At 44.0% G+C, this 17,939-nt stretch carries 17 protein-coding genes; 16 read left to right on the top strand and 1 reads right to left on the bottom strand.

Translation table 11 applies throughout. The features are described 5' to 3' along the window. Positions 1-253 precede the first annotated feature (253 nt). From mreB to OCV47_RS05370, 8 genes are read left to right on the top strand one after another with little or no spacing between them, the layout of a single operon-like run. Entirely contained in the window at positions 254-1,252 is a 999-nt protein-coding gene (gene mreB / locus OCV47_RS05405) for a rod shape-determining protein (protein WP_262654231.1), read from the top strand. A gap of 28 nt (positions 1,253-1,280) precedes the next feature. Further along, positions 1,281-3,491, top strand: coding sequence for an SF1B family DNA helicase RecD2 (gene recD2 / locus OCV47_RS05400; protein WP_262654230.1), 2,211 nt, complete (start codon positions 1,281-1,283; stop codon positions 3,489-3,491). Beyond that, complete coding sequence (locus tag OCV47_RS05395; RefSeq protein ID WP_262654228.1) at positions 3,488-4,234, top strand: ComF family protein; 747 nt, start codon at positions 3,488-3,490, stop codon at positions 4,232-4,234. The genes recD2 and OCV47_RS05395 overlap by 4 nt, the downstream gene beginning before the upstream one ends. 20 nt (positions 4,235-4,254) lie before the next feature. After that, entirely contained in the window at positions 4,255-4,671 is a 417-nt protein-coding gene (locus OCV47_RS05390) for a hypothetical protein (protein WP_262654227.1), read from the top strand. Then, positions 4,668-5,600: a hypothetical protein gene (locus tag OCV47_RS05385; protein ID WP_262654225.1), complete on the top strand. Its 933-nt coding sequence runs from the start codon at positions 4,668-4,670 to the stop codon at positions 5,598-5,600. The genes OCV47_RS05390 and OCV47_RS05385 overlap by 4 nt, the downstream gene beginning before the upstream one ends. A 3-nt stretch (positions 5,601-5,603) precedes the next feature. Beyond that, a complete protein-coding gene (gene cdaA / locus OCV47_RS05380; protein ID WP_256296798.1) occupies positions 5,604-6,497 on the top strand; it encodes a diadenylate cyclase CdaA in 894 nt (297 codons plus the stop codon). Next, positions 6,487-7,818 (top strand): CdaR family protein, encoded by a 1,332-nt coding sequence (locus tag OCV47_RS05375; RefSeq protein ID WP_262654223.1) that lies wholly within the window; start codon positions 6,487-6,489, stop codon positions 7,816-7,818. The genes cdaA and OCV47_RS05375 overlap by 11 nt, the downstream gene beginning before the upstream one ends. Before the next feature lie 2 nt (positions 7,819-7,820). Continuing rightward, the gene (locus tag OCV47_RS05370; protein WP_262654222.1) at positions 7,821-8,087 is read left to right on the top strand and encodes an HPr family phosphocarrier protein; all 267 of its coding nucleotides are present in this window, start codon (positions 7,821-7,823) and stop codon (positions 8,085-8,087) included. 66 nt (positions 8,088-8,153) lie between these two features. Here OCV47_RS05370 and OCV47_RS05365 read toward each other — a convergent pair whose 3' ends face one another. Next, on the bottom strand, positions 8,154-9,488 hold the full coding sequence (locus tag OCV47_RS05365; RefSeq protein WP_262654221.1) for a L,D-transpeptidase family protein: 1,335 nt from the start codon (positions 9,486-9,488) through the stop codon (positions 8,154-8,156). A 182-nt stretch (positions 9,489-9,670) separates the two neighbouring features. Here OCV47_RS05365 and OCV47_RS05360 point away from each other — a divergent pair, with 182 nt between their 5' ends. The 8 genes from OCV47_RS05360 (at position 9,671) to OCV47_RS05325 (ending at position 17,932) form a co-directional block, all read left to right on the top strand. Then, positions 9,671-10,741 carry a DUF6077 domain-containing protein gene (locus OCV47_RS05360; RefSeq protein WP_262654220.1) on the top strand — a complete coding sequence of 357 codons (1,071 nt, stop codon included), beginning with the start codon at positions 9,671-9,673 and terminating at the stop codon, positions 10,739-10,741. A 19-nt stretch (positions 10,742-10,760) separates the two neighbouring features. Further along, complete coding sequence (locus OCV47_RS05355; RefSeq protein ID WP_262654219.1) at positions 10,761-11,558, top strand: hypothetical protein; 798 nt, start codon at positions 10,761-10,763, stop codon at positions 11,556-11,558. Positions 11,559-11,652: 94 nt separating this feature from the next. Further along, a complete protein-coding gene (locus OCV47_RS05350; RefSeq protein ID WP_117447795.1) occupies positions 11,653-13,062 on the top strand; it encodes a sugar transferase in 1,410 nt (469 codons plus the stop codon). 30 nt (positions 13,063-13,092) lie between these two features. Further along, on the top strand, positions 13,093-13,845 hold the full coding sequence (locus OCV47_RS05345; protein ID WP_256296786.1) for a glycosyltransferase family 2 protein: 753 nt from the start codon (positions 13,093-13,095) through the stop codon (positions 13,843-13,845). Between the two features lie 10 nt (positions 13,846-13,855). Then, complete coding sequence (locus tag OCV47_RS05340; protein ID WP_256296784.1) at positions 13,856-15,016, top strand: CDP-glycerol glycerophosphotransferase family protein; 1,161 nt, start codon at positions 13,856-13,858, stop codon at positions 15,014-15,016. Further along, positions 15,013-16,185: a CDP-glycerol glycerophosphotransferase family protein gene (locus tag OCV47_RS05335; protein WP_117447797.1), complete on the top strand. Its 1,173-nt coding sequence runs from the start codon at positions 15,013-15,015 to the stop codon at positions 16,183-16,185. Before OCV47_RS05340 ends, OCV47_RS05335 begins: the two co-directional genes overlap by 4 nt. Positions 16,186-16,187: 2 nt before the next feature. After that, on the top strand, positions 16,188-16,913 hold the full coding sequence (locus OCV47_RS05330; protein WP_262654218.1) for an IspD/TarI family cytidylyltransferase: 726 nt from the start codon (positions 16,188-16,190) through the stop codon (positions 16,911-16,913). Next, positions 16,907-17,932, top strand: a complete 1,026-nt coding sequence (locus tag OCV47_RS05325) for a ribitol-5-phosphate dehydrogenase (RefSeq protein ID WP_117447799.1) — start codon at positions 16,907-16,909, stop codon at positions 17,930-17,932. Before OCV47_RS05330 ends, OCV47_RS05325 begins: the two co-directional genes overlap by 7 nt. Positions 17,933-17,939 lie beyond the last annotated feature (7 nt).

The raw sequence follows: 17,939 nt of genomic DNA, 5'->3' as shown, positions 1-17,939 counted from the left end.
TTTCAGGAAAGAGAAAAAACTAAATTATTTTGAGGGAGTGCTTCGCAACGTGTGGTGCTGCGAAGCTTGAGTTATGAAATATATTAGCTCTTTGCTAATATGGCTACAGTATATCGGTAAATTGTGTTCAAAATGTGTTCAAAAAGAGAAGAAAATATGAATTTCGAGAAGTTTTCGGAAAATCGGAAAAAGGACTTTAAAATTTCAGGGCAGTGTTTTATACTTGAACAAGGAGTAAAAAAGGGGGAAGTATATGAACGTATCAGATATTGGAATCGATCTTGGAACAGCCAGCATATTGATTTATGTCAGAGGAAAAGGCGTGGTATTAAAGGAGCCGTCTGTGGTGGCCTATGATCGTGATGCAGATAAGATTCGGGCAATTGGTGATGAAGCGCGTATTATGCTTTCAAGAACAACAGGGAACATTGTAGCCATTCGTCCGCTGAAGAATGGAATTATAGCAGATTATGCGGTGACAGAGCAGATGCTGAAGTATTTTATTCAGAAGGCTACCGGCAGATTGTCATTTAAGAAACCTCGTATCAGCATCTGTGTACCGAGTAATGTCACAGAAGTAGAGAAAAAGGCAGTGGAAGATGCCACCTATCAGGCAGGTGCCAGAGAAGTGTTGACGGTTCCGGAGCCGATTGCAGCAGCTATGGGAGCAGGTATCGACATTTCCAGACCATGTGGGAAGATGATTGTGGATATCGGTGCCGGTACCTGCGAGGCAGCGATTCTTTCTCTGGATGGTGTGGTAGTAGATCGTACGATTAATGTAGCCGGGGATAATTTTGACGAGGCTATTATGAAGTATGCCAGAACGGTACATAACCTGATCATCGGGGAACGTGCGGCAGAGGATATCAAGATTCATGTGGGCACTGCTATCGAGCGCCCGGAACAGAAGATTATGGAGGTCAAAGGACGGGATCTGGGTACCGGACTGCCGAAGACGGTGCGGATCACCTCTGAAGATGTGCGCGAGGCGCTGAAGGAGGCTACCGGCCAGATCGTGGAGGCAGTACACAGCGTATTGGAGAAGACACCGCCAGAGCTGGCTGCGGATATTGTAGAACGTGGTATTGTGCTGACGGGAGGCGGAGCACTTCTAGATGGACTGGAGGAACTCATAGAGGAGAAGACTGGAATCAATACGGTGACAGCCGAGGAGCCGATTGCAGCAGTAGCCATCGGTACCGGTATTTATGCAGAGATGACTGCACGGAATAACCGTCTGGAAGGTTAGCAGATATAGGATTTGGAAGGAAAAACGAATGGAAAAAATTTCGGGATACATAGATCATATCATTTTCCGAAATGAAGATAACGGATATACAGTGATGGTGATGATCTGCGACGGGGAAGAAGTGACCTGCGTAGGCACCTTGCAGTATATCAATGAAGGAGAGCTGATCGAAGCGGAAGGAACCTATACGCAGCACAGTACGTATGGTACCCAGTTTAAAATCAGCTCTTTTGAATTAAAGGCGCCGGAAGATGAACTGGCGATGGAACGTTATCTTGGATCCGGAGCAATAAAAGGAATCGGGAGTGCGCTGGCTGCCAGAATCGTGCGGCGTTTTAAGGCAGATACTTTCCGTATTATGGAAGAAGAACCGGAGCGTCTGGCAGAGATCAAAGGGATCAGTGAGAAAAAGGCAAGAGAGATTGCACAGCAGATGGAAGAAAAAAGGGATGCAAGAAAAGCCATGATTTTTCTTCAGAAATATGGAATTTCGTCAGCCTTAAGTGTGAAGATTTACAATCAGTACGGAGAACGTCTGTATCGGATCATTGAAGAGAATCCCTATCAGATGACAGATGAGATTCAGGGAGTAGGATTTAAGATTGCGGACGAGATTGCAGAAAAAGCAGGGATTCATACGGATTCGGACTTCCGTATACGAAGTGGTATGTTTTATGCACTGAAGCAGTCCATGGCAGAAGGACATATCTATCTGCCAAGAGAGGAATTGTTCCGAAGAGGAGCCGAGCTGCTTGGGGTATCTTTGGAAGCCATGGAACGGAATCTAATGGATCTGGCCATGGATAGAAAAGTAGTTCTGAAGGAAGATCGGGTATATTGTATACAGAATTACTATCTGGAGCTGAATACGGCAAAGATGCTTCATGATCTGAATGTGACAGCGGATATCGCAGACGACACCGTGATGCAGAAGCTGGCAGATATCGAGACCAGAACAGGAACCAGTCTGGAAGAACTGCAAAAAGAAGCCGTGGTGCAGGCGGTAAATCATGGCCTGCTGGTGATTACCGGCGGACCTGGTACAGGAAAAACTACCACGATCAATACCCTGATCCACTATTTTGCATCAGAGGGGCTGGAGATTCTGCTGGCAGCGCCGACCGGAAGAGCAGCCAAGCGTATGACGGAGGCCACAGGCTATGAAGCACAGACCATACATCGTCTCCTGGAGATTTCTGGGGTGCCTGAGGAAGACTCGGCAGGATATCATTTCGAACGAAATATGGAGAACCCACTGGAAGCAGATGTGATCATCATAGATGAGATGTCTATGGTGGATCTGTTTCTGATGCATGCGCTGCTGTCGGCAGTGTCGGTGGGAACCAGACTGATTATGGTAGGAGATGTGAATCAGCTGCCGTCTGTCGGACCTGGAAGTGTGCTGAAAGATATCATCTATTCGGAGTGTTTTCCGGTAGTGCGTCTGAATAAGATATTCCGTCAGGCAAGTGAAAGTGATATCGTGGTCAATGCTCATAAGATTAATGAAGGAGAACATGTTGTACTGGACAATAAAAGCCGGGACTTTTTCTTCCTGAAAAGAGATGATGCCAATGTGATCATCAGCGTAGTGCTGACATTAGTGATGAAGAAGATGCCTAAATATGTGGATGCGGGAATGCTGGATATTCAGGTCCTGACACCGATGCGAAAAGGACTTCTTGGCGTGGAACGTCTGAATACAATCCTGCAGGAATATCTGAATCCGAGATCACCGGAAAAGAAGGAAAAGGAATTCGGCTCCGGACTTTTCCGGGAGGGTGACAAGGTGATGCAGGTCAAGAACAACTATCAGATCGAGTGGGAGATCCGGGGAGCATATGGCATTCCTATAGAGAAGGGCGTAGGCGTCTTTAACGGGGATATGGGAATCGTTTCTGAGATTAATTCTTACGCAGAGCAGATGACAGTTGTGTTTGATGATAATAAATATATCGAGTATTCGTTTAAGGAACTGGAGCAGCTGGAGCTGGCTTATGCCATTACGATTCATAAGTCCCAGGGAAGCGAATACCCGGCAGTGGTGATTCCATTGCTTTCCGGTCCACGTATGCTGATGAGCCGGAATCTCCTGTATACGGCGATTACCAGGGCAAGAAAATGTGTGACTCTGGTAGGATCTGAGCAGGTATTTCAGCAGATGATCGACAATGAAATGGAACAGAAGCGTTATTCCACGCTGAAAGAACAGATTCAGCAGTGGCAGGAAGAGGAGTGAAAAAGATCAGAAAAATAGAATGGCCAGATAGTTGGAAAAGAACAGCGAAGGCAGCAACGGAACTTTTGTATCCATCCACATGTCCTGTTTGTGGAAAGATCAGTCAGGGAGTCTGTGAGGATTGCCGGAAGGAACTGAAGTTTGTCGAACAGCCGGTCTGCTATCGATGCGGAAAGCCGGTTGGCAGCATAGAACAGGAATTCTGTCCTGACTGTCAGAAAACACATCACAGTTACCGTCAGGGATGCGCTATGCTGCTGTACGAAGGAAAAGTGAAAGAAGCCATTCATAAGATAAAATATAGCAATAAAAGAGAATATCTGGAGACTTTTGCCCGGATGCTGGCCAGATATGGAGAAAAAAATGTGCAGATGTGGCAGCCGGAGGTATTGGTGCCGATTCCGATGTATCCAAAGAAGAAAAAACTCAGAGGATATAATCAGGCAGAGATTCTGGCTGGATATCTGGGGGAATACTGGAATCTTCCGGTAGATACGGAATTGCTGAAAAAAGTCAGAGATACCGGAGCACAGAAGGAACTGGATCGCGCAACACGCAGAAAAAATCTGCTGGAGGCATTTGAAGCAGAGAGGGAAAGTCCGTATCAGAGAGTTTTGTTGGTAGACGATGTATACACAACGGGAAGTACGGTAGATGCGGCGGCAGAGAGTCTGAAAAGAGCAGGAATTTCAGATATTTTTTATATAGCAATTTGTATTGGCCATGGGGATATGATATACTGAAAAAATGAGAGGGCATACATATGAATGAAAAAAGAATTTATCAGATGATCAGGCTTGCCATTTTTGAAGAACATCACATGGAACAGCTGGAGGGAGTGCGTACCTGCTTTCGCAGTGATTACATTGGCCGCCATATGATAAAAAATGGACTGCGGGTAACCGCAGCATTCCTGTGCATCCTGGCTGGATGGGGGATGTATCATGCTGAGACGCTGATGCTGGATATTACCAGAATAGATGTATGGCTGCTGGGAAAGCAGATCCTGTTTTTGTATGCAGTATGGCTTTGTTTTTTCCTGGTACTTACTTATTGTATACATAGTGTTCGGTATGCACGTGCACGGAAAGATCTGGAACAGTATCAGGAAATGCTGACCAGACTGGAACGGGAGTACGAACGGGAAGATAAAAGAAAGGGAAAAGGAGAAGAAGCATGAGACTGTTACTTGGCATAAGAGACAGCTTAAGCAGGTTTTATGGGGAACATGATACGGTAATACGTATACTTGCCAAGTTTTGTATGGCACTATGTGCTTTTGGAATGATTAATGCATCACTGGGGCAGGTGGTAATATTGAGAAATCCACTGATTGTTGCAGCATTGGCATTGCTTTGTGCTTTCCTTCCATCCAACAGTACGGTAATGATCGGTGCTGGAATGATCCTGATTCATTTCTACGGGATTTCACCGGAGGCAGCGATTGCAGGTGGTGGAATGTTGATTGTGGGAATGTTGCTTTATTTTAGCATCGCACCCCACTCCGCAGTGCCATTGATTTTAACGGCCATTACCATGCACATGGGTGTTCCGGCTATGGCGGCGGTATTGTTTGGCCTGGTGGGAGGTCCTCTGTCCGCAGCAGGTGTCATATTTGGGGTATTTGCTTATGAACTGACAGAAGTGACCAATCAGATGGGTGGTACGCTGGAGGCTACAGCGACCGATGCGGCGGAAGCTATGATGCAGAAAATGACAGAACTGATGAATGCAGTGATGAATAACTGGGAAATGCTGGTGATGGCCATTGCTTTGGCTGTGCTTTTGTGGATCGTGTGGCTGATTCGCAGAATGGAGATCAAATATGCCTGGATGACGGCAGCCGGAGTGGGATTATTTCTGTATGTGGCACTGCGTATAGCAGGCAGTACATTTTTTGGCGTTTCGGTACAGATTGTGACTATGATACTGGATGTGATCGTGGCAATGCTGACAGCGGCAGCAGCTCAGGCTTTTCTGTTTAGTCTGGATTATCGTAGAACAGAAAATGTACGATTTGAAGATGATGAGTATTTCTATTATGTAAAAGCGATTCCAAAAAGAAAGGTTCATCGTAAAAAAAGAAGCAGAAGATCGGAAAGGAGATAAGGGATGCAGACAATTAAGATGTGGTTTATCCAGTATATCCCCGGATTATATATTTTTCGGATGCCGGTCGGGATCATAGACATTATTGAAATTATACTGTTGTCTTTTTTGGTATATACGATTCTGGTATGGATCAAGAATACCAGAGCATGGACATTATTGAAAGGAATTATTTTCCTGGGCTTTTTTGTGGCACTGATTTATCTGTTCCATATGGATACTTTAATTTTTATTATCAATAAGGGACTGAATATTGCTATTATTGCAGCGATTATTATTTTTCAGCCAGAGCTGCGAAAAGCATTGGAGATTCTGGGGGAGAAAATGTTCCTTGTCAACATTTTCGGCAGTGGAAATGAAAAAGATGTGGAACAGAGATGCAGTGACAAGACAGTAAATGAACTTGTCCGGGCTACTGTTGAAATGGCGAAAGTGAAGACCGGAGCTTTGATTGTTCTGGAACAGAATGAGACGTTGGAAGAATATGAGCGAACAGGAATTGACCTGGATGCGCTGGTAAGCAGCCAGCTGCTGATTAATATTTTTGAACATAATACACCGCTTCATGATGGAGCTGTGATTATTAAAGGAGATAAGATCAGGTCAGCCACCTGTTATCTTCCATTGTCAGAGAATCTTTCTTTGAGTAAGGCTCTGGGAACCAGACACAGAGCAGGCGTGGGAATCAGTGAAGTGACGGATTCTGTTACGATTATTGTTTCGGAAGAGACCGGGAAGATTTCCATTGCCCAGAGAGGACGGCTGCGCCATAATGTACAGGAAGAAGAGCTGCGGACCTGTCTGGTGGCACTGCAGAATAAAGTGCCGGTTACCAAAAAAGGAATACCGGGTGTGGGAATCTTAAGAAAGAAGGGAAAAGAATCAGATGAAGCATAAATGGACAAATAATCTGGGACTGAAGATCGTTTCCCTCTTGGTTTCCTGCCTGATCTGGGTGGTAGTAACCAATACCAATGATCCGGAGAGCACTCAGGTATACAAGAATGTACCGATCACGATTAAGAATCAGGACACCATTACGAATGCCAATAAGACATTTACAGTGGTGGATGGTGTGGATAAGATCAATGTTTATGTGACCGCGAGAAAGAGTGTACGATCGTCATTGGCGGCAGACAGTTTCATTGTAAAAGCGGATATGGAGAACTATAATGAGGCACTTGGAACAGTTCCACTGGAGATCAGTTGTGAAGATGGAAGGATCCGACAGGAAGATATCCGAATGCTTCCATCTTCCCTGAAGATCAGTATGGAAGATAAAGTGGAGCAGAACTTTGGGATGGCCGTGGTGACTACCGGAAAACCGGATAAAGGATATGAAGTAGGAAAAACGACAATTGTAACAGGGGATACGATCAGGATTGCCGGACCGGAATCGTTGATTAATATCATCGGAAAGGTTACGATTTCAGTGGATGTCACGAATATGAGTATGGGATCGACAGACTTTTATCCGATCCGGATTGAGGATAAAAACGGAGCAACACTAACGGATGCACAAATGAGTAATCTGGAACTGAAAAACAGTGACGGAGTAAGTCTTCAGAATAATTCGGCAGAAGTCCGGACGGAGCTCTGGAAGGTATACAACGATATTCCACTGAAGGTGGAGGTGACGGGGGAAGTAGCTCCAGGATATAAAGTATCTGCGGTAACACTTGCTCCACAGACCATTAATCTGGTAGCGGAAGAAAATGCAATAGAGGAACTTGGGGGCATCATACAGCTGAAAGATCCTGTTAATGTGGAAGGTATGACAGAAACGCAGGATTTCACAGTGGATTTGAATGATACGTTAAATCAGTATGACGACATTCGACTGGAAAGTGATATTTCCTCTGCCATCACGGTACACGTAGGTATTGATGAAGTAGGAAGCAAGACATTCCAGATGCCAATTTCTGACATTATTATGCATAATACACCGTCAGATAAGAAGCTGATTTTCTCACCAGCAGATGCTGTCTCCATCAGTGTGAAGACAACGAGTGAGGACAGTGAGGAAGCAATTACTTTGACACTGTCAGATATTTCGGCAGAGATTGATCTGAAGAGCTGTGAGATAAATGGAAGCTATACACTTCCGGTGAACGTAACGCTTCCAGAGGGATATGAACTGGTAAATGATGTTTCTATTGTAGTAAATATAGAGGAACAGGATAATGAAGCAGAGATAGAAGCAAATACGGAGGGATAGAAATGGTAAGCAGAACTTTTACAATCAGGAATCAGGCAGGATTACATCTGAAACCATCAGCAGCGCTTTGCACAGAAGCGATTAAGTATAAATCCTCTGTGACACTGACATTCGGAAATACAACTACGAACGCAAAGAGTGTATTGAATGTTCTGAGTACCTGCGTCAAGTGTGAAGATGCCATTACATTGACCTGTGAGGGGGAAGATGAGAAAGAGGCTCTGGAGAATATCGGAAGATTGATCGAAGCAGGATTGGGCGAACAGTAAAAAGATCGCAACATAAAAAGATGTGGAAAGAAGTATGAGAACTTTATTTCCACATCTTTTTTTCGCTTATTTAATGGTTACATCGTATCCGGCAGGATTTTTGAAGTCATCGGTTGGATCGGCGCCGACAGAACGTTTTGGCATTCTGACAGGAGTTGGTTTGCCGAGAGGGGTTGGAGCGTTATCACTGATCACGACAGTGGAACCAACTGGTACATTGTAATAGATCCATTTGGCATCGGCAATACACAGACGGACACATCCGGCAGATGCTGGTTTGCCAAGGTTATTGTAATCATTGGCCTCTACCTTGTAAGGGTTTCTGGATAAGGTATGCATCGGAACGGAGTGGAATAGGTACTCTGGAAGAAAATGACTGCTGTACTGTCCCAGGGATGGACCGTCTAACATCGCCCAGGCCAGATGATCCTTGATGGTAAATACACCAACAGGGGTTTCGTGTCCGCTGCGACCTACGCTGCAGGCCATAGCTTTTACAGGTACACCATTATCATAGATGGTAACAACACATTTTTTCCGGTTTACCTGAATGACAATATTGCTGGAAGAGTTATAGGTTACATAGCCATTCTTTCCAAAGGTATAGGTCTTTCCATTGATCTTTTTCGTTCCTGTGGCCATGGCTCCCCGTCTGGCAGGATCCAGATAATACTTTTTGGATCCGAGAACCAGCCACCCGGTCTGACGGCGTCCCATGCTGTTATAATAATAACGTGCTCCTTTTATTTTTTTCCATGTATTGGTAATGGCACGGCCTGTTTTTGGATTCAGATAGTAATAGAATTTTCCATATTTAATGGAACCGGACAACATTTTTCCGGTGGTAGCGCCAAATACATAGTAATATTTGCCGATTCGCTGAAGCCCCTTTTGAAGTTCACCCTTGGAATTAAAGTAATACTTGTTTTTGTTGATTGTAGTAACTTTATTACGTACAGCCTTACCATTAGAAGAAAAGTAATAGGTCTTCTTACCGACAGAGATCCAGGCCTTCTTAGCCATGGCGCCGTTTGCAGGATCAAAATAATAATAATTGCTGTTGCGTTTACACAAACCGGTTTTCAGAACGCCGGAGGAAGCAGCGTAATAAGTTTTGCCTTTATATTTCCCCCATCCGGTGATCAGGGTACCATCTGCACGGCTGACATAAAGTTTACCGTTATATTTGGTAATCTGATTCGTGATCAGTCTGCCGTTGGCGTCAAAGAGATATTTTTTCTTGCTGATGGTCTTCAGACCGACGGCCTTTTGTCCGTTGCTATAATAAGTAGTGGCACCATCTTCCGTCCGCCATTCGGCGCTTACCAGGCCGGATAGTGAAAAAAACAGGCAGAGAAACAGAAGAACGGACATCAGGAAATGCTTCTTTTTTATAATCATAATCCTCTCCTTTATAAAAAAATATTATAGGTTTCTTTAAGGTTAGTATAGCATTCCAATGTGAAATCCACAAGTTGAAAAAGGGGCAAAAAGGAAATATCAGGGAGAGACTTGATAAAACAGGAGGCTTACGTTAGAATAAAAGGAAACACGTAAAAAAGAATTCATCAGAGGATAGAAGAATGGGAAAAATAGTAATTGGAACGTTGCTCTGGTTAGGTATTGTGCCATTTCTCATGGGAGCATTGCTTCTGTCTTTTCTAAAAAGAGAAGAGGACGGAGCAGTACAGTGCATGGTAACCGGATATTTGGAAATGTTTGCAGTATGTCAGATACTGATTGTACCATTGATTTTAACAGAAGTTCCGTTTCATGTATTCAGTCAGATGCTGGCAGTGGTATATTTGATAATGGCAGCGGTGGGGCTTATCAGAACAAGAAAATGGATCTGGAAGATGATGACAGAAATGGCTCGGGGACTGCTGCATCATTCCTGGACAATCTATATGGCAGGTGGCGCAGTTCTGGTACAGGCTTATTATTATATACAATATATGGTGACGAATCTGGATGATGCCTATTATGTGGCAGTAGCCACAACGGCTATTCAGACAGATACGATGTATCGTTATTCGCCGTATACAGGAAGAGCCGTAACCGGATTTAACTTAAGATATTGCCTGTCGCCGTTTTCCATGTTTCAGGCAGCACTGAGCAGATGGATTGGGGTACATCCGTCGACACTGGATCATACGATTCTTGCTCCAATGCTTGTGATTCTGGCCTATCTGGTCTACTGGTCTATGGGCAAATTACTGTTTGCCAAAGAAAATCGGCAGAATAAGGAAAAGGACAGTACCGAAAAGCTTACAGGATTATTTATCCTGTTTCTTTCCATCGTACATGTAACATCCTATTACTGTATCCGCAATCAGGGATCTGTATTACTGGTTCGTATCTGGCAGGGAAAAGCAACACTGGCTTCCGTACTGATCCCTTTTTTATTTTACCATTGCTATCGGATGAAGTGCAGACCACAGGAAAAGGGAAATATGCTGATTCTGCTGACGGCTATGTTTAGCTGTTGTCTGGTGTCTTCTATGGGAATAGCTCTTCCGGTGGTAATGCTTGGAATATTTGCATTACTGTTTGGACTTTTTCAAAAGAATAGCAGATATTTTGGGAAAATGCTGGCAGGATGCCTTCCATGTGCATTATATGGTATCTTGTATATAGTATTGAAAAGCGTATGATGAGAAAAGGAATACAAAGATGATAAATCTGATAATAAGCCAATTGAAAATGTCGATGGACTGGCTGCTGCAGTTTAATGATGAGGGGCTGCATTTCATTGTCATGTTTTTTGCACTGATATATATTTTATTAAGAAAAGAGGAAGCCTGCCACAGAAGGCTCTTTATCGGATACAGCCTGATCTTTACTGTGGTATATTTCTGTCCGCTGACCTCCTGGCTGATTACCAGAACAATTGGAGAACTGGTATATTGGAGAATGCTCTGGATGATGCCACTGCCAGTGATTATTGCGTATGCAATGGTAAAGTTATGGCATAGAATAAAGAAAAAATGGATACGTGCTGCATTCATAGGAACTTTTACCGGAGTAATGATTGTGCTGGGGCAGTTTATTTATGTGGAAAACAGCCCTTACGAGACAAGAGCTAACTGGGAGAAGATCCCAACGTCTCCGATTGCCATCTGTGATATTGTAAATGCCAACAGAGGCAGCGAAGAGGAATGGGCGATGCTGGCAGCACCGGAGGATATGGTGCCTTATATTCGGGTGCATGACGCATCGATCCGTCAGGTATATGGACGAAAAGGAAATTACTGGATGGCCAATAAGGGAGGAAAATATATTGAGAGTGCCCTTCAGAGCGAGGTTACAGATTATCAGACACTCTGTAAAAAATGTCGTGCTATCCGCTGCAATTATATTGTTCTTCCAGATGGAGCCGGAAGAGTGGAAGGCATGGCTGCATATCACTTTGATGTGATTGGAAGAGTAGGAAGTTATATTGTTTTTAAAGACATGGACTGGAGTCCGTAACAGCTTACAGTTGTAATTTATAGAAAAATGTTGTAGAATGTGATGAAAAATGTTTTGAATAATTCATTACAAAATTTTACAGAAGGTAGGAAGCATGAATAAAAAAGAACAATACAAGCGATTGATAATGTTTTTGGCTTCTGCACTGATTGTAGCGCTGGAGACAGCAGTTTTTGCTTACGTGTGGTACTTTCATTATGCAGATGAGGCAATTATCGGAAAAACATTTTGGAAGAAGGGAAATTTCGTAGTAATTGCTCAGTATGCGCTGATGATTTATTTATTTTATCGTATTTATGGCGGATTCAAAGTAGGATATCTGAGAGTATTTGAGGTATTGTATTCGCAGATTCTTTCCGTACTTTGCGTAAATATGATTACTTATCTTCAGTTGTGTCTGATTGGACGATGGAAGTTTACAACCAATATTCTTCCACTGATATATATGACGATTTTCGATCTGGTGATTGTGATTTTGTGGGTAATATTCATGAGGACAATCTACGAGAAGATTTATCCGCCACGTAAGATGCTGCTGATATATGGGGCACACAACCCAAAAGATCTGATTCACAAGATTTCTTCCAGAGAAGATAAATATAATATCTGTGAAATGATCCATCTGTCCATGGGTGAAGAGAAGATCAAAGAAAAGATTGATGAGTATCCATCTGTAATTCTTGGGGATATTCCGGCCAGAGAGAGAAATATTTTCCTGAAATATTGTTTTGAACAGAATATCAGATGCTACAGCATTCCTAAGATTTCAGATATTTTACTGCGAAACGCAGACAGTATCCATCTGTTTGACACCACATTGATGTTGTCGCGGAACAGGGGATTGACAGCGGAACAGGAATTTGCCAAACGCGCTATGGATATTGTATTTTCATTGATTGGGCTGATAATTGCATTACCGTTTATGCTGGTGATTGCCATACTGATTAAGGCATATGACGGAGGACCGGTATTTTATAAGCAGGATCGTCTGACCAAAGACGGAAGAGTATTTCAGATTCTGAAGTTTCGAAGTATGAAGGTGCAGTCAGAGAAGAAGGGCGCCCGTCTGGCTATGAAAGATGATGACAGGATTACACCGGTAGGAAGAGTATTACGCCAGATTCATTTTGATGAGCTGCCACAGATCTTTAATATTCTCAAAGGAGATATGTCATTGGTTGGACCGAGACCGGAACGGCCAGAGATCGCCAGACAGTATCTGGAAGAAATCCCGGAGTTCAATTACCGCCTGAAGGTCAAAGCGGGACTGACCGGTTATGCACAGGTATATGGCAAATATAATACGACACCATATGATAAACTGAAGTTGGATCTGACATATATCGAGACATATAGTTTTGTACAGGATATTAAGCTGTTGATGCTGACCTTTAAGATTCTTTTCCAGAAAGAGAGCACAGAAGGGGTGGAAAGCTGGCAGGTGACAGCCGCCACGAAAGAAGATATGGCAGCAGAAGAAAAAAAGAAAAACAAAGAAGAGTAAAGAAAGTCACAGGGTGACGGAGGATTTTATATGACTGAGCCAATTGTATCGGTTATTATGCCGGCATATCACTGCGAGGCGACGATTGCAAAGGCAATTGAATCTGTACTAAAGCAGCAGGTAGCACTGGAACTGATTATTATCAATGACTGTTCCGGAGAGGGCCTGGATCAGGTTATGGAGTCCTATGCGGATAATCCTGTGATTTTTTATGTGAAAAATGAAAAAAATATGGGAGCGGCACAGAGCCGTAACCGGGGAGTAGCCATGGCAAGGGGAACTTATGTGGCCTTCCTGGATGCAGATGACTGGTGGGAAGAAAATAAGCTGGTAAAGCAGATTCGTCTTATTGAGGAGACTCAGACGGTGCTTTGTTGTACAGCAAGAGAACTGATGACACCAGATGGAAAGCTGACCGGCCGGGTGATTCCGGTAAAGGAGACAATCACCTATCGTCAGCTGCTGCATCATAACAGCATCAACTGTTCTTCTGTGCTGATCCGCAGAGAAGTGATTCAGCAGTATCCCATGGAACATGAAGACAGCCATGAAGACTATATCCTTTGGCTGCGCATTCTCAGAAAATACCAAAGGGCTTGCGGTCTGAATGAACCTCTGCTAAAATATAGGTTGAGTTCCAGCGGGAAGTCAGGAAATAAACTGAAATCAGCAGGTATGACTTATCGTGCTTATCGCTACAGCGGCTTTGGAAGAATACGGTCTTCCTGGTATTTCTGCTGCTATGCAGTACACGGAGTATGGAAGTATCTGCGGGCTCGTTAGGAGGGCGTACATGAACACATATGGCAAAGCACTGTTTTCAGAGTTTATGAAAGTAGTGCTGCTACCATTTCATTTAAAGAAAATAAAAGAAAACCGCATTGTATTCACAGGCCTGACAGGGGGAACCTCGTATGAATATTCAGGAAATCCAATGTACCTCTGTGAATATCTGATGGAGCAGGATCCTGGAAAATATGAGATCATCTGGGCAGTCAGTGACCCGGATAAGTACCGTTTTCTGGAGAAAAAGGGTATACGGTTGATAAAGCACTTTACCTGGGAGTCGTTTGGGTGGCTTTTGACAGCAAAAGTGATTGTATCCAACGGATCCTATGCACCCTGGTTTCCGTTTCGCCGTCATCAGTATTTTATCAATACCTGGCATGGTGGCGGGGCCTATAAGAGAATTGAGAACAGTAAACCGGGGGCGAACTGGGCTACCAGACACCGTGCAAAGTTCTGTGCAGAAAATATAGACTTATTCATATCTACCTGTAAAGTCGCCACGAAAGAACTGATTCGTGGTTCTTTCTGTTATGCGGGAGAGGTGATGGAAGCAGGGATGCCACGAAATGATTTCCTAGTAAGACAGGAACTAAAAGCGGCAGAGGAGTCAGTACGCAGGTATTATCAACTGGACGAAGACACGAAGATTCTGTTGTATGCACCGACTTATCGCCATGGCAGTACAGAGGTTGTACTGGATGCAGATAGTCTTCTGGAAAATCTGGAGCAGAATGGGGAAAAATGGGTATTTCTGTATCGTGCCCATCGTTATCAGGATGCAGATATGAAATTGCGTGTGAACGGTAAACGCGTCCTTCCGGCATCGGAATACCCGGATATGCAGCAGCTGCTGGCAGCAGCAGATATGATGCTAACTGACTATTCTTCCAATATCTGGGACTACTCTTTTTTATATCGTCCGTGTTTCCTTTATGCACCAGATCTGGAAGAGTATCTGGAAAAGACCGGATTCTATGTGGATATTCATCAGTGGCCGTTCCCGATTGCCGGTACGCAGGAAGAGTTGTGGCATCTGATAGAGGAATATGATGAACAGGATAACCGAAAGAAGATCGAAGAACATCACAGGATGATGGGCAACACAGAGACAGGTCATGCCTGTGAAGAGATTAGAAGGAGAATTGCCGAGGTGTGTGGAAAATGAGCAGGTGGATCAGAGAGATATACCGCTATGTGACGTTGAAGATACTGTTTCCCTGGCAATATAAAAGAAACTGTAAAAAGCCGTTAAAAGAGAAAAAAGCCATATTTCTGGAATCTCAGCTGCCTTCTTTATCAGACAGTCTGCAGGTACTATATGACCGTCTGGAGAAAGAGGAAGGATGGGAACTTCACATTCATTGTCTGCGAGAGTCCTTTGTAGACAAAGGCACCTTTATTCGTCTGGCTATGAAGTGCCTGGAAGATATGGCGGATGCAGAGTATGTATTTTTATGTGATGCCAGCAGAGTGGTAAGCTGTATCCATCCAAGATGGGAGACTGTGATTACGCAGCTCTGGCATGGATGCGGAGCATTTAAGAAGTTTGGTATGAGCACTGCGGATCTGATTTTTGGTGGAAGCAGAAAAGAATATGAAAAATATCCCTATTATAAGAATCTGGATTATGTGACCGTATCCAGCCCTGAGGTGGCATGGGCCTATGAAGAGGCTATGTGTCTGAAGAAGAATTCCGGACAGATACAGCCGATCGGGATCAGCCGGACAGATGTGTTTTTCTGTCAGGAATTTCTGGAACAGGCCAGACAAAAGGTACGGGATGAAGTGCCACAGGCAGCTGATAAAAAAGTACTTTTGTATGCTCCTACCTTCAGGGGAAATGTAAGTAAGGCAGAGGCTCCGGATGCACTGGATATGGCAGCAATGGCAAGGGAACTTGGTGAAGAATATATTCTTCTGATCAAGCATCATCCGGTGGTAAAGAACCGGCCACAGATACCGGAAGAAGCGAAGAACTTTGCTTTTGATGTGACAGAAAGTCTGGAGATTGAGGCGTTGCTTTGCAGCTGTGATCTCTGTATTTCAGATTATTCTTCTCTGATATTTGAATATTCGCTGTTTGAGCGGCCTTTAATCTTTTTCGCCTATGATCTGGAAAATTATGGAGACTGGCGGGGATTTTATTATGATTATGAAGAACTGACTCCAGGTCCGGTGGTACGGACCACGGAGGAAGTGATTGCCTATATTAAAAAAACAGAAAATGGGTTTGATCCGGAGGAGATCCGGGCATTCCGGAAACGATTTATGAGTGCCTGTGACGGGCATGCGACAGACCGGCTGATTGAGCTGGTAACAGAACGGAGGCATTAGACATGGAAAAGACAAATGTATTTGGTGTGGTACTGGCCGGCGGAATCGGAAGCCGTATGGGTAATGTAGAAAAACCAAAACAGTTTATGGAGGTAGGCAAAAAGCCGATTATTATTCACACGATTGAGAAATTTGTGGTACAGCCACAGTTTGAAAGAATTATTGTGCTCTCTCCAAAGGCATGGCTGAATTATACAAAAGATGTGATTCGAAAATATATCAGGGAAAAAGATAAGATTGATGTGATTGAGGGTGGAGCAACCAGAAATGACACAATTATGAATGCGATCAGTCATATTGAGAAGCAATATGGTCTGGACGAGGAGACAGTGATTGTTACGCATGATTCCGTGCGTCCGTTTGTGACACATCGAATTCTGGAGGAAAATATTCATTATGCCAGAGAGATGGGAGCCTGCGATACGGTGATACCGGCAACAGATACCATTGTAGCCAGTGCCGATCATGAGATCATCAGTGATATCCCGGATCGTTCCCAGATGTATCAGGGACAGACACCGCAGAGTTTTAAAGCATGGAAGCTGCGCCAGGTATTTGAGGCACTGACAGAGGAAGAAAAAAAGATTCTGACGGATGCCTGCAAGATTCTGGTTCTGAAAGGAGAAAAAGTGCATCTGGTTCAGGGGGAAGTATCCAATATCAAGATTACTTATCCACATGATCTGCGTGTTGCGGAGGCAATTCTGGGAGGAGAGAAGACATGCTGAATACCGTTTATCAGTTAAAGGCACCGCGGCAGTTCGAGACAGTATTTAAAGATATTCCGCTGGATGACAGACATGTACTGGTGCGTCCTACCCATTTATCTATTTGCCATGCGGACCAGAGATATTATCAGGGAAACCGGCCGGAGGCAGTCTTACGTTCCAAGCTTCCAATGGCACTGATTCATGAGGGAATCGGTAAAGTTGTCTATGATCCCACCGGAACCTATCGGATAGGGGAAGAAGTAGTGATGATTCCCAATCATCCGGTGGAAAAAGATGATATTATTGAAGAAAACTATCTGCGCAGTACGAAATTCTGTGGAAGCAGCAAAGATGGATTCATGCAGGAATATGTGTCGCTGCTGCCAGATCGTCTGGTGCGCCTGCCGGAGGGAATTGACAAAATTGTGGCTGCTTTTACGGAGATTGTATCGGTCAGCTATCATGCAATCAGCAGATTTCAGAAGTTTTCTCATTCACGCAGACGAACCATCGGTGTATGGGGAGACGGCAACCTGGGGTATATCACATCCCTGTTGTTAAAGAAGATGCTGCCGGATAGCAAGGTATGTATTTTTGGCGTAAATGCGAATAAGCTCAGTGATTTTTCCTTTGCGGATGCTACCTGTCTGGTATCAGAGATCCCGGAAGACCTGCTGCTGGATCATGCTTTTGAGTGTGTGGGTGGCAATGGATCTGCCATAGCCATTAACCAGATTATCGATTACATTCAGCCGGAAGGTACCATCAGTATACTGGGAGTCAGTGAAGATCCGGCACCAATTAATACCAGAATGGTACTGGAAAAAGGACTTCACATTTTTGGAAGCAGCAGAAGCGGACGTGCAGATTTTGAGGGACTGATGGAATTATATAAAAAGAATCCGGATATACCAGAATACCTGGAGAATATCGTGGGAACGACATTTGAAGTAGAATCCATCAAAGATATGACCGAGGCTTTTGAGACAGATATTCACAAGCTGATCGGAAAAACTGTCATGATCTGGAAAGGCTGATCGGATC

Source organism: Muricoprocola aceti (assembly GCF_025567005.1).
Classification (GTDB): Bacteria; Bacillota; Clostridia; order Lachnospirales; family Lachnospiraceae; genus Marvinbryantia; species Marvinbryantia aceti.
The sequence above is the reverse complement of the archived record's forward strand: the minus strand, read 5'-3'. Positions and strand labels throughout refer to the sequence as shown.